The organism is Rugamonas aquatica, assembly GCF_009380215.1.
Classification (GTDB): Bacteria; Pseudomonadota; Gammaproteobacteria; order Burkholderiales; family Burkholderiaceae_D; genus Rugamonas; species Rugamonas aquatica_B.
The window spans coordinates 115,903-127,208 of record NZ_WHUG01000011.1; the positions used below are offsets into that span (position 1 = coordinate 115,903).

14 protein-coding genes are annotated in these 11,306 nt (G+C 64.9%); 6 read left to right on the forward strand and 8 right to left on the reverse strand.

Translation table 11 applies throughout. The features are described from left to right. Positions 1–26: 26 nt before the first annotated feature. On the reverse strand, positions 27–1,169 hold the full coding sequence (gene dprA, locus GEV02_RS23465) for a DNA-processing protein DprA (protein ID WP_328595899.1): 1,143 nt from the start codon (positions 1,167–1,169) through the stop codon (positions 27–29). Further along, positions 1,166–2,269: a LysM peptidoglycan-binding domain-containing protein gene (locus GEV02_RS23470; RefSeq protein ID WP_152840391.1), complete on the reverse strand. Its 1,104-nt coding sequence runs from the start codon at positions 2,267–2,269 to the stop codon at positions 1,166–1,168. Before GEV02_RS23470 ends, dprA begins: the two co-directional genes overlap by 4 nt. Before the next feature lie 245 nt (positions 2,270–2,514). Between GEV02_RS23470 and def the strand changes: the two genes are divergently transcribed. Both def and fmt read left to right on the forward strand, forming a co-directional pair. After that, positions 2,515–3,057, forward strand: coding sequence for a peptide deformylase (gene def / locus GEV02_RS23475; protein WP_008445085.1), 543 nt, complete (start codon positions 2,515–2,517; stop codon positions 3,055–3,057). 18 nt (positions 3,058–3,075) lie between these two features. Further along, the gene (gene fmt / locus GEV02_RS23480; RefSeq protein ID WP_152840392.1) at positions 3,076–4,032 is read left to right on the forward strand and encodes a methionyl-tRNA formyltransferase; all 957 of its coding nucleotides are present in this window, start codon (positions 3,076–3,078) and stop codon (positions 4,030–4,032) included. 3 nt (positions 4,033–4,035) lie between these two features. Here fmt and GEV02_RS23485 read toward each other — a convergent pair whose 3' ends face one another. After that, positions 4,036–4,998, reverse strand: a complete 963-nt coding sequence (locus GEV02_RS23485; RefSeq protein ID WP_152840393.1) for a LysR substrate-binding domain-containing protein — start codon at positions 4,996–4,998, stop codon at positions 4,036–4,038. A gap of 105 nt (positions 4,999–5,103) precedes the next feature. Here GEV02_RS23485 and GEV02_RS23490 point away from each other — a divergent pair, with 105 nt between their 5' ends. Beyond that, positions 5,104–5,925 (forward strand): CmcJ/NvfI family oxidoreductase, encoded by an 822-nt coding sequence (locus tag GEV02_RS23490; RefSeq protein ID WP_152840394.1) that lies wholly within the window; start codon positions 5,104–5,106, stop codon positions 5,923–5,925. Between the two features lie 2 nt (positions 5,926–5,927). Then, positions 5,928–6,536: a 2-hydroxychromene-2-carboxylate isomerase gene (locus tag GEV02_RS23495; RefSeq protein WP_152840395.1), complete on the forward strand. Its 609-nt coding sequence runs from the start codon at positions 5,928–5,930 to the stop codon at positions 6,534–6,536. Here the strand turns inward: GEV02_RS23495 and GEV02_RS23500 are convergent. Then, entirely contained in the window at positions 6,499–6,879 is a 381-nt protein-coding gene (locus GEV02_RS23500) for a MerR family transcriptional regulator (RefSeq protein WP_152840396.1), read from the reverse strand. The two genes, GEV02_RS23495 and GEV02_RS23500, sit on opposite strands and share 38 nt — an antisense overlap. A gap of 101 nt (positions 6,880–6,980) precedes the next feature. Between GEV02_RS23500 and GEV02_RS23505 the strand changes: the two genes are divergently transcribed. Next, the gene (locus GEV02_RS23505; RefSeq protein WP_152840397.1) at positions 6,981–7,619 is read left to right on the forward strand and encodes an NAD(P)H-dependent oxidoreductase; all 639 of its coding nucleotides are present in this window, start codon (positions 6,981–6,983) and stop codon (positions 7,617–7,619) included. Here the strand turns inward: GEV02_RS23505 and GEV02_RS23510 are convergent. Genes GEV02_RS23510 through GEV02_RS23520 form a run of 3 tightly spaced genes read right to left on the reverse strand, consistent with a single transcriptional unit; the run spans position 7,616 to position 9,705 of the window. Further along, positions 7,616–8,548, reverse strand: coding sequence for a DUF2145 domain-containing protein (locus tag GEV02_RS23510; protein ID WP_152840398.1), 933 nt, complete (start codon positions 8,546–8,548; stop codon positions 7,616–7,618). The two genes, GEV02_RS23505 and GEV02_RS23510, sit on opposite strands and share 4 nt — an antisense overlap. Continuing rightward, complete coding sequence (locus GEV02_RS23515) at positions 8,545–9,003, reverse strand: hypothetical protein (protein ID WP_152840399.1); 459 nt, start codon at positions 9,001–9,003, stop codon at positions 8,545–8,547. Before GEV02_RS23515 ends, GEV02_RS23510 begins: the two co-directional genes overlap by 4 nt. Positions 9,004–9,042: 39 nt before the next feature. Further along, complete coding sequence (locus GEV02_RS23520; RefSeq protein ID WP_152840400.1) at positions 9,043–9,705, reverse strand: DUF3313 domain-containing protein; 663 nt, start codon at positions 9,703–9,705, stop codon at positions 9,043–9,045. Between the two features lie 144 nt (positions 9,706–9,849). Between GEV02_RS23520 and GEV02_RS23525 the strand changes: the two genes are divergently transcribed. Then, a complete protein-coding gene (locus GEV02_RS23525; protein WP_152840401.1) occupies positions 9,850–10,482 on the forward strand; it encodes a TetR/AcrR family transcriptional regulator in 633 nt (210 codons plus the stop codon). Here GEV02_RS23525 and GEV02_RS23530 read toward each other — a convergent pair. Further along, positions 10,460–11,305, reverse strand: coding sequence for a glycosyltransferase (locus tag GEV02_RS23530; RefSeq protein WP_152840402.1), 846 nt, complete (start codon positions 11,303–11,305; stop codon positions 10,460–10,462). The genes GEV02_RS23525 and GEV02_RS23530 overlap by 23 nt on opposite strands. Position 11,306 lies beyond the last annotated feature (1 nt).

Genomic DNA, 11,306 nt, shown 5'->3' on the forward strand with positions numbered 1-11,306 from the left:
CTGTTTTTCAGGCAATTTCATACCGATCAGGCCCGCAAACGCTGGAACATGCCACCAGGCAAACGCTCGACCAGGCCGGCCAGTTCCAGCGCCAGCAGCTGGCCTTGCAGGTCGGCTGCGGACTGCTGCAGCCGCAACGCCAGCAGGTCGGCCCCGGCCGGATCCTCGCCCAGCGCCTCCAGCACGCGGTCGACAAAGCTGTCGTCCGGCGACGGCCGGCCGCCGGGTGCGTCGGGCGACAACAGTTGCAGGTCGGTCAGGATGTCGGCGGCGGTTTCCACCAGCTTGGCGCCTTCGCGGATCAGCGTGTGGCAGCCCTTGGCCAGCGTGGCGTGGATGGAGCCGGGCACCGCGTACAACTCCCTGCCCTGCGCCGCCGCCAGCCGCGCCGTGATCAGCGAGCCTGACTTGGCGGCCGCCTCCACCACCAGCACGCCGCGCGCCAGGCCGCTGATGACGCGATTGCGGCACGGGAAGTTGTCGCGCAGCGGCGGCGTCCCCAGCGCATACTCGCTGACGATGCAGCCTTCCTCGGCGATGCGCCTGGCCAGCAGCTTGTTGCGGGCCGGGTAGATCCGGTCCGGCCCGGTGCCGATGACGGCGATGGTGCTGCCCGGCCCGTTCAAGCCGCCCGCGTGCGCCGCCGCGTCGATGCCCAGCGCCAGGCCGGACACGATGGTCAGCCCCGCCTCCGACAGCGCCTGCGCCATGCGGTCGGCGTTCAGCATGCCTTGCGCGCTGGCGTTGCGCGAGCCCACCACGGCCAGCGACGACCGCTCCAGCAGCTCGGTCCTGCCCTTGAGGTAGAGCAGCAAGGGCGCGGCGGCGATATTGCGCAGCGCTTCGGGATAGCCGGGATCGTCGTAGCTCAGCAGGAAATTGCCAGGCTGCTGCTGCCAGGCCAGCGTGGCGTCGACCAGGGCCGCCAGCGCATCCGGCGGCGGCTGCAACAGAGCATCGGCCTGGCCGGGCTTGACCTCGCGCAGCAGCGCCGCGCGGTCGGCGTCGAACACCGCCTCGGGCGTGCCTAAACGCTGCAACAACCGGTGCGCCGTCATCAGGCCGACGCCGTCGGTCATCTGCAAGCGCAGCCAGCCGGCCAGCGCGGCGGCGCTGACTGGCTGGAATGGAACGTTGGGGGTATCCGTGGCTTGCACGGCGCGGGTCACTCCGGCGACTTGGCGACGTCGCCCACTTCCACCGGCGCCGACACCTGCATGATCAAGCCGTAGGAAATATGCTTAAACACGCGGAAGATAAACAAGCTGCCCACTTCCTCGTCCGGCAGCTTGACCTGCTGTTCGCGCATGCCCAGCCAGCTCTTCGCCGCCGTGCCGTCGCTGACAGTCTTCCCCGCATGGTACAACTGGAGCACGGAGCCGATGTCGAGTCCATCAAGCTTTCCGCGATTAATGCTGACAACCTGGTTCTGCCCGGCGTGCGTGACGCCGCCGTAAATCGCCACCACCCGCGCGCCCACCTTCTGCTCGGGCGGATGCGGCACATAGTTCTGCATCGGCATCGGCGGTATCGCGCGCAGCTGATCGCCCTTGCCCATCTCTTCCTTGGCGCTGGCCACCACGAAGGTGTGGACATCGCTGCCGCTGCCGGGCTGAGCCTCGGCCTGCAATTTCAGCGTACCCAGATAAAACGCCTCGAAGCCGATGACGGCCTTGGTGACGGGATCTTTCAGCGGGCTGCCGGGACGGAACACCTGGAACGAGCTGCCTCCCTTGAGGTCGCCGCGCACATAGGCCTTGTCGTCCTTGCCGAGGAACACATGGCCATCCTGCGTGGCCACCACGCGCGGGGCGCCGGCCAGCTCATCGTTTTCGATAATCAGCGGCTGGGTCAGAAAGGGTTCAATCACGCCGGCCGGGATCGACATCACGGCGTCCTTGCCCAGGCCTTCGGTGCGCAGCTGCGGCTTCAGGCGCAGGTTGCCGGCGCTGCCTTCGCCGCTGGCCTCGATCTTGTTGCCCAGGCGCAGACGGCCTGCGGCGCGGTCGAACCAGATGATCTGGCCCGGATAAATCCAGTGTGGATTGGCGATTTCCTCGCGGTTCATGCCCCAGACGGTGGGCCAGCACCACGGGCGCTCAAGGAATTTACCGGAGATATCCCACAGCGTATCGCCCTTGACCACCAGATGCTGGTCGGGCGCATCGGCACGGAATTCACATTTCAGCGGAGCCGCGGAGGCCGCCGTCCAGCCCGAAAAAAGAGCCGCCAATACTAAGCGGGTGCCGACTGTGCTAAAATTTTTCATTAGTAGATCCAGTAATTGCGCCGTAAATTGCGCAGGCACACCATAGCAAGAGGCGCCCTATCAATGGAAAAGGCTTGCTAAATTGAATCAAATTCTGCCCATAAAACCCTGAACTAGCAAGCGAAACCGCGCAACGGAAGCCCGCGCGGTTGTTGCATTTTTGATCGGGAAAATGACGGCGGCGGCGTAGTCTGCGCGGCCGCGTTATCAAGGCATTCACTTAGTTATCAACACAGTTACAGCATATGGCCATCTTAAATATTTTGCGTTACCCCGATCCGCGTCTGCACAAAGTCGCCACGCCAGTCACCGTCTTCGACGCCAAGCTGGAAAAGCTGGTTGCCGACATGGCCGAGACCATGTACGACGCGCCGGGCATCGGCCTGGCCGCGTCGCAGGTCGACGTGCACGAGCAGCTGGTCGTGATCGACATCTCCGAAACCAAGGACGCGCTGGTCGCCTACATCAATCCGGAAATCATCTGGGCCAGCGAAGAGAAGCAGGTCTACGATGAAGGCTGCCTGTCGGTGCCTGGCATCTACGACGGCGTCGAACGCCACGCGCAGATCAAGGTGCGCGCACTGGACGTCAAGGGCCAGCCTTTCGAAGTGGAAGCCGACGGCCTGCTGGCAGTCTGCATCCAGCACGAAATGGATCACCTGCTGGGCAAGGTCTTCGTCGAATACCTGTCGCCGCTGAAGCGCAACCGCATCAAGGCCAAACTGGTCAAGGAAGAACGCGGCATGGCCCGTGAAGCCCAGCTGCGCGCCGCCGGCCGCCGCTTCTAAGCCGCACAGGGAACCCGCATGAAAGTGATCTTCGCCGGCACGCCGGAATTTGCCGCAGTGGCGCTGCAAGCCTTGCACGAGGCGGGCTTTGAGATTCCGCTGGTGCTGACCCAGCCGGACCGTCCGGCCGGACGCGGCATGCATCTGCAACCGTCGGCCGTCAAGCAGTACGCGCTGGCGCAGGGCATAGAGGTGCTGCAGCCGCTGTCGCTGCGCACCGACAGCAAAGACCCGGTGCGCGCCGAGCAGGCGAAGGAAGCGCATGCGCGTTTGCTGTCCACGCCATATGACGTGATGGTGGTGGCGGCCTATGGCCTGATCCTGCCGCGCGCCACGCTGGACATCAAGCCCTGCCTGAACATCCACGGTTCGCTGCTGCCGCGCTGGCGCGGCGCCGCGCCGATTCATCGCGCCATCGAGGCCGGCGATACTGAGACCGGCATCACTATCATGGAGATGGAAGAAGGCCTGGACACCGGCCCGATGCTGCTGATCGAACGCATCGCCATCGGCGAGCAGGATACCACCGGCATCGTGCACGACAAGCTGGCCGCGCTGGGCGGCAAGATGATCGTCGAAGCGCTGCGCAAGATGCAGCACGGCCAGCTGGAAGCCGTGGTGCAGCCGGAAGCGGGCGTCAACTACGCCGCCAAGATCAGCAAGGAGGAAGCGGCGCTGGACTTCACGCAATCGGCGGTGGAGATCGGCCGCAAGATCCGCGCCTTCAATCCCTTCCCCGGCGCGCATGCGGCGGTCAACGGCGTCAACGTCAAACTGTGGGGCGCCGAAGTGCTGGAAGCCGACAGCAAGGGACCGGCAGGCCGTGTACTGGCGGCCGATGCGCAGCATGGCATCGTGGTCGCCTGCGGCAGCGGTTCGCTGCGTTTGACGGAACTGCAAAAGCCGGGCGGCAAGCGCCTGCCGGCTGCGGAATTCATCAAGGGCTTCCCGCTCGAAGGCCAGAGCTTCGCCTGATCCTTAGCCCGCCGCCGCGCGCGCCTTGCGCCGCGTGGCACGGCGGGCATCCGGCGCACCGCCGCTGTGCGCCGCTTCTTCACATATCCAATCGCGAACGACGGCCGCATCGGCGCTAAGCGCTTCGCAGGTGAGCAGCCAGTACGCATAGTCGCTGGCCGTCGCCGGCAGCGCGCTGGCCAGCGCCAGCCGGCCCTGCTCCAGCAAGGGCCGCACCAGTTCCAGCCGGCCCAACGCCACGCCCTGCCCCGCCAGCGCCGCCTGTACCACCTGATCGTATTGATTAAAACTCAGCACGCCCTTCGGCTTTGCGCGCCCGGCACCAGCGCTGCGCAACCACGCCGGCCATTGCAGCCACGGGCGCGACACGTCGTCGAACTCCAGCAGCACCTGATGCTTGCGCTGCGCCGGATCTTCTATCGCATCCACCGCCAATGAAGGATGGGCCACCGGCACCAGCGCCTCGCCGAACAAGCGCAGCGCACCTTCGGGCGCATCCTGCGGGCGGCAGTAGCGCAGCGACAGATCCACCTGCTCGCGCTCCAGATCGACGAAGCGGTTGCTGGCCGCCACGCGCACATCGATCTTTGGTGCAGCCTGCAGGAAGGCGTTCAGGCGCGGCAGAATCCACAAGGCCGTCACGCCGATACTGGCGCTGATCGTTACCGCCTGACGCGCATGGCCGCGCTCTGGCCGCAGACTGGCGACCACTTCGCCGAGCTGCTCCAGCATCGCATCGGCATGGCGGAACAGCCGCCGCCCTTCCGGTGTGAACTCGATGGAGCGGTGCCCGCGCACCAGCACGCGATAGCCGAGCGCCGCCTCCAGCGCCTGCACCTGGCGGCTGAGGGCCGATTGCGTCACGCACATGTCCTGCGCGGCGAGCGTGATACTCATGCGCCTGCCGACTGCGACCAGGCTGCGCAGCAAGTCCAGCGGAGGAAGATCCAGAAGTCGATTAGCCATGGCGTCAATGTATCACGCATGCGGATTGGGAATGTGAAACCGCCGGAGATATCGTTTGAACGCGCCATGGCGATCGGGTTCAATGGAGCTTTCAGGGAGGATGCGATGACACACAACACCACCGCCGCACTGGAGTATCTGCGCCCGACGCAGGAGCGGCCCCACACCTATATGTACCCGCCGCCCGACGACCAGCCTTGGGAGAACGCCAGCTACCATCGCGTGCCAGTGACGATACGCGACGCCCGCGCCGACACGGCCCTGTCGCTGGACCGCGAAGGCTATCTGCTGCGCCACGCTCCCAGCACCGTGCGCGACTTCAGCGACAAGGAAGAAGTCATCCGCCGCTACTACCCCCAAGTGGCAGAACTGGCCCTGGCGCTGACCGGCGCCAGCGAAGCCTTCGTGTTCGACCACCTGCTGCGCAAGCGCATACCAGGAACACCGCAAGCCTTCGGCCGCATCGAAGGCCAGCGCCCCGGCGCAGCAGGTCGCGTGCACTGCGACTTCACGCCCGCATCGGCACGACGGCGGCTGGAGCTGGAACTTCGCGGCGACACCGAATACGTACAACGCTACAGCATCATCAACCTGTGGCGCTCGATCCGCCACCCGGTGCTCGACGCGCCGCTGGCCGTGTGCGACGCCCGCAGCGCCACGCCCGCCGATCTGGTGGCCAGCGATATTTTTTACCCGGAGCGGAACGGCGAAATCTACCAGGCAGTGCACAATAGCGAGCATGCATGGTCATACTTCCCGGCGATGACGCGCGATGAGGTACTGGTGTTCAAGCAGTTCGATTCCGCGCCGGGACCGGTGGCCCGCTACACGCCGCACGCCGCCTTTGAACATCCCGACGCACCGGCCGACGCACCGCCGAGGGAAAGCATCGAAATCCGCTGCCTGTTGATTTACAAGGGGAGATGAAAATGAAATTGGAATTCTGGTTCGACTTCGCCAGCAACTACAGCTATCTGAGCGTGATGCGCCTGCGCCAGCTGGGACAAACGGACGTTGTGTGGCGCCCCTTCCTGCTCGGCCCCATCTTCAAGGACGCCGGCTGGAACAACTCGCCGTTCGTGCTGCAGAAGGACAAAGGCGCCTACGTGTGGCAGGACATGCCGCGCCAGTGCGCCAAGTACGGCCTGCCGTGGCGGCAGCCGTCCACCTTCCCGCGCAACTCGCTGCTGGCCGCGCGCATCGGCATCCTGTGCGAAGAACAGCCGTGGATGCTGGACTTCTGCGAACGCACCATGCTGGCCAACTTCGCCGACGACCGCGACATCAGCAACGAACAATGCATGTCGGAGATCTTGTCCGCGCTGGGCCAGGATGCGGAAGCCATCCTGCGCGCCGCACTAGCGGACGACAACAAGGCCAGACTGCGCGCACGCACCGAGCAAGCCAAGGCCCATCGCATCTTCGGCGCGCCCACCTTCCTGGTCGGCGACGCCATGTTCTGGGGGAACGACCGGCTCGACGACGCGCTGGCGATGGCGCTCAGTTCACCGCAAGGTCTGCGCAAAACGGCCGGCTGACATTCTCGTCGCGCAGTATCGCGCTCAGCGCCAGCAACTCACGGTGCTGGCGCGCCAGCGCCTCCTGCTGCTCTTCGACTTCACGCAGACGGGTTTCGGTACGCTCCAATATCTCCGTTTTCAGGCACTGGCCATTTTCGCCAAACATGCCCTTGATGACATCGAGCGAAAATCCCAGCCGTTTCGACACCTGGATCACATGCAGCCGCTCCATCGCATAGTTGGAGTACTCGCGATAACCAGCAGCCGTGCGCGAAATCGGCGCCAGCAGGCCCTGCTCCTCATAAAACCGTATTGCCGATGGGGTCAACCCCGATTTCCGGGCGAGTTCACCTATTTTCATTTTCTGCCTTGACTCTCAAGTTGACTTGAAACTTATTATAGAGCGGTACCCTGGCGCTTGCTGACCGGGGGCGCATAACGATTTCTCACTGGAGCTCACCCATGACCGAAGTAATTGACAAACTCAACTGGCGCTACGCCACCAAGAAATTCGACGCCGCCAAGAAGGTGGACGACGCCAAACTGGAACACATCCTCGAAGCGATCCGCCTGGCGCCGACCTCCAGCGGCCTGCAACCGTTCGAAGTCTTCGTCGTCAACAATCCCGAGCTGCGCGCCAAGATCCAGGCCGTCGGCTGGAACCAGGCGCAGATCACGGAAAGCTCGCACCTGCTGGTGTTCGCAGCGTGGGACAACATCACCGAAGCGCGCGTCAACATGATGTTCGACCTGACCAACGAACAGCGCGGCTTCATCAACGAAGGCTGGGAAGCCTATCGCAAGCAGCTGCTGGGCATCGTGGCCGCGCGCGGCGAAAAGGCCAACTTCGACTCCGCCGCACGCCAGGCCTATATCGCGCTGGGCGTGGCGATGGTGGCCGCAGCCTTCGAGGGCGTCGACGCCACGCCGATGGAAGGCTTCGACCCGGCCGCCGTCGACGAAATCCTGTCGCTGAAAGAGCGCAATCTGCGCAGCGTGGTGATACTGCCGATCGGCTATCGCCAGCCTGAAGGCGACTGGCTGGTCAACCTGAAGAAGGTGCGCCGCTCGCGCGAGAACCTGATCACCGAAATCGCTTAATCGCGCAGCGACACCACACGGTCGCCCTCGCCCGGCTTGCAGCCAGCGGCGATGGGCGTCCAGCCGCGATGGATGACGATACGCTCATCGTCGTGGCACATCTCCACGCGTGTACTGGCCGGATAGCGCTGGTGCACAAACGCCTCCACCGTTGACGGAAGACTGATACGCAGCTGCATGGCCGAACGGTCCTCGTCAGGATGGTCGTCCAGATGCAGCAGCGGTACAAAGTGCGAGGCCAGCATCAGCCAGCGCGAGCCTACATGCACCGGTTGCGGCGTGTAGTGTGCGTCGCGCAGCCAGGCCTGGGCGCGGGCGCGCAGATCGTCGCCGTCGGGCAGATCGCCCCAGCCGGCGGCCAGCATCTCCATCACCCACTGGTTGCAATTCTGGTAGCGCACGCTGAACGCGTAAGCGCTGGCGCTGTATTGGGATGCCAGCAGATGCTGCACGCGCGGCCCGTCGAGCAGCGCAGGACGCAGCGCGGCGATCGCCTCCGCCGGCAAGCGCACCACCGAGACATACCCCAAAGCCGGATCGTCGGTGCCGAGCGCGAAACCGGCCAGGCCCTGGTCGAAGATGCGGGGCCGGCTTTCATCGCAGGCATAGTACAGCTGGCGCGCGGACCATGCCCCGGCCTCCGAACGCCAGGCCAGCGCCGCATGCGAATAGCGGATATCGAAGCGCGACAAGTCCAGGCCCGAGCGGCTGACCAGCGCCACGCCGTCGTCGACATCGGCCAGCTCCTCGCGCAGCACGGCGGCGAAGCGCAGCAGACGATCCTGTTCGGCGGCGGTCAGCGGCTGGCCGCGGTCGCAGAAGCGCGAGGCGCCGGAGGAACCAGCCACGCTGCCCGCCAGCGCCGCCCCCGAAGAGGCCAGCGCCGCGCAGGTCAGCGCGGCCAGCGCCAGCGCGCGGTGTGGCGTCAAAGGCTGACTGGGCGCGACGCCAGCTCGCCGTACCACTCGTCGGCCAGCACCAGATAGAACGGCTGATGCTTGTCGCTGCGGCCGAACTCAATGCCGTAGGCGCGGTTCTGCGCATACATCGCATCGCCGACGACGAGCTGCTGCTTGTCGAAGGTGATCTGCGGCAGATCGAGCACGATACGCTGCTGCGGATCGTTGGCCTGCATGGTGATGCGGGTGCGGTCGCTGCGATCCGGCGTGGCGGCGATCTGGATGATGCGGTACTCGCCGTCGGCGACCTTGCGCTTGTCGCCGTGCGAGCTGTTGCTCGAACCGTTCAGCGAATCGGAAATGCTGCCGCTGGATGCGGAACCGGCGCTCGACGCCGACGAGACGAAACTGTCGGCATTAGCCTGCACGGCCAGGCCCAGTGCGCCGGCGGCGGCGATGAGGCGGATTGGTAGGGAAATGGGCATCGGATGTCCTCGGTTTTTCAAACGGCCAGTATAGAGGTTTCAATTGAACGCGGCCAGCAACTCGTCCGCGCCTTTCTCTATGCCGGCTTTAGACGCGTCCATCGGCCCCAGGCTGGCCGAGATATTCATCGGGCTTGGATACTGCTTGGCGACATAAGCGCTCACCAGCAGGTTGGTGTTGGCGTCGTACAGTTCCACCGCATAGCTTACCGATCCGGTGAACGTGCCCTCCTTGCCGCGTATGCTCTGCACGATGTTGTACGGGCCGCCCACCAGGTCGAAGCGCGTCACCGTGCTGAGGAAGCGCGTGCTCGACTTGGCGCCGGTCAGTGTCAGCTTCAGGCGCAGCGTTTTCCAGCCAGCGTCCCGGCTGATCCGCAGGCGGTGGCGCAGCCTGGACTCGAACTCGTCCTGCATGTAGGCGGCCAGCATATCCTTCTGCTCATCGCTCACCTCCTCGAACTGGCTGTCCTGGCCGCGATAGACCAGCACCGGATCGATGATGATGCTTGAATAGTCGCGCAGCGTGACCGTGGTCGAATAGCTGTAGGGAACGCGCCCGGACTTGTCATCGGCATTCGGCCGCAGCTGGGCCGCCGACGCCAGGCCGCCATAGGCGACCGGCTGGGTGCTGGCACAACCGGCGATCGCGCCGCATAGGGCTAGCAGGATGGGGAACTGCAATTTGAGTGAGGAGTACATGGCATGGCCTTATTTGTGAGGGGAAGAAACACGCGCTGGAGAATTCCATAACTGAACACACCAGTACAGTATTGATTGATTAACCACCACTGTCAAGCGAGTTTGCGCATAAAATGTACGGCAGGGTTCAGATATGGAGTAGCAATGAAGGTACGTACCGAGGCGCGCCGCCAGGCCATCGTCGAAGCAGCCGATGCGCTGTTTCAGGAAACCGGCTATGAGGGCGCGTCCATGAGTGAGGTGGCGAAGCGCTGGGGGGGATCGAAAGTCACGCTGTACGGCTACTTCCCGTCCAAGGAGGCGCTGTTCAGCGCGGTGGTGCAGTCCTGCGCCACCGGCCATCTGGCCGATGCGACACGGGATTTATCGACCGCGCCGACGGACCGCGCCGGGCTGGAGTCGGCGCTGGAGCATTTTGGCGTGCGGATGCTGGGCGTGCTGGCCAACGACAAGAGCGCGCTGGCGGTCTATCGCATGGTGGTGGCCGAGTCGGGCCGCTCCGATGTCGGCCAGCTGTTTTACGATGCGGGTCCGAGCACTTCGGTGGAGACGCTGGCGGCGCTGCTGTCGGGCGCCATGGAGCGCGGCGAGATCCGCCAGGCCGATCCCAAGGTCACTGCGCAGCAGTTCCTGGCGCTGCTGACGGCTGAAGTGGACGTGCGCCTGTACCAGCGCGATCCGCCGCCGCTGTCGCCGCAAGAAATCCGGCAACTGGTAAAGCGCGCCAACGACATGTTCTTTGCCGGCGCCGCGCCTAGGCCCGCGCCGCCAGGTTGAAAACCGTCTCGTCGCAAATCCGCGACTCGCGCGGCAGCACCAGGCGGCCGTGGCGCACCTGGCGGTTCCAGTCGTGGTTGGCGCGCTCCTTGTCGGCGCAGTAGTAGCTGCGGCCGTGGTCCAGGTGCAGGCTGACCAACGTATGCCGCGCCCGCACGCCGCGCACGCCGATGTGGTTCAGCCGCAGCCCCATATTCAGATCCCCGCCACCGTAAGCCATCTGCTCATCGAAGCCGCCCACCGCCAGCACATCGTCGCGCCACGCGCAGCTGTTGGAGCCGCTGAAGGCGTTGCGCTGCGTGAGCACGTCCAGCGCGCGCGCCAGCCAGCGCTTGCGCGTGAGCCGGTTGGCGCTCTTGCAAAAGCCCGGGATCGCACTCAGGTAGCCATAGTCGAACAAACTCTGATCGCGCACCGCCTCCAGCAAATCGTGCCGCAGGTGATACGCCTCGGGGATGCTGACATGGCTGCCGCCCGACAGAAAAATCCCCCGCCGCATCAGCCGCACATAGTTGGCCACGTAGTCGTCGCGTGGAATGCAGTCGCCGTCGGTGAACAACAGCAGGTCGCCGCTGGCCGCCAGCACGGCGCGGTTGAGCGCGCGGTATTTGCCGAAGCCGCGCTGCTCCTGGTTCTGGTATAGCAGCGGGATGCTCCAGCCGCGCCGCCGCACCGCCTCCAGCGCGGCGCCGATCGCGGGATCGCGCCCGTCCTGCGCAACGATGATCTGATCGGGCTTGCGGGTCTGCATGGCGTAGCCGGTCAGCACGCATTCGAGCTCGCGGCCCTTGCGGTGCGCCGAAATGATGACGGTGATTTTCATT

What these genes read in the sequence shown, in the direction of transcription:
- GEV02_RS23470 (WP_152840391.1), bottom strand. Translation starts at nt 2,269, where the DNA reads ATGAAAAATTTTAGCACAGTCGGCACCCGCTTAGTATTGGCGGCTCTT.
- GEV02_RS23500 (WP_152840396.1), bottom strand. Translation starts at nt 6,879, where the DNA reads ATGAAAATAGGTGAACTCGCCCGGAAATCGGGGTTGACCCCATCGGCA.
- GEV02_RS23485 (WP_152840393.1), bottom strand. Translation starts at nt 4,998, where the DNA reads ATGGCTAATCGACTTCTGGATCTTCCTCCGCTGGACTTGCTGCGCAGC.
- GEV02_RS23505 (WP_152840397.1), top strand. Translation starts at nt 6,981, where the DNA reads ATGACCGAAGTAATTGACAAACTCAACTGGCGCTACGCCACCAAGAAA.
- GEV02_RS23525 (WP_152840401.1), top strand. Translation starts at nt 9,850, where the DNA reads ATGAAGGTACGTACCGAGGCGCGCCGCCAGGCCATCGTCGAAGCAGCC.
- def (WP_008445085.1), top strand. Translation starts at nt 2,515, where the DNA reads ATGGCCATCTTAAATATTTTGCGTTACCCCGATCCGCGTCTGCACAAA.
- GEV02_RS23490 (WP_152840394.1), top strand. Translation starts at nt 5,104, where the DNA reads ATGACACACAACACCACCGCCGCACTGGAGTATCTGCGCCCGACGCAG.
- GEV02_RS23495 (WP_152840395.1), top strand. Translation starts at nt 5,928, where the DNA reads ATGAAATTGGAATTCTGGTTCGACTTCGCCAGCAACTACAGCTATCTG.
- GEV02_RS23520 (WP_152840400.1), bottom strand. Translation starts at nt 9,705, where the DNA reads ATGTACTCCTCACTCAAATTGCAGTTCCCCATCCTGCTAGCCCTATGC.
- GEV02_RS23515 (WP_152840399.1), bottom strand. Translation starts at nt 9,003, where the DNA reads ATGCCCATTTCCCTACCAATCCGCCTCATCGCCGCCGCCGGCGCACTG.
- fmt (WP_152840392.1), top strand. Translation starts at nt 3,076, where the DNA reads ATGAAAGTGATCTTCGCCGGCACGCCGGAATTTGCCGCAGTGGCGCTG.
- GEV02_RS23530 (WP_152840402.1), bottom strand. Translation starts at nt 11,305, where the DNA reads ATGAAAATCACCGTCATCATTTCGGCGCACCGCAAGGGCCGCGAGCTC.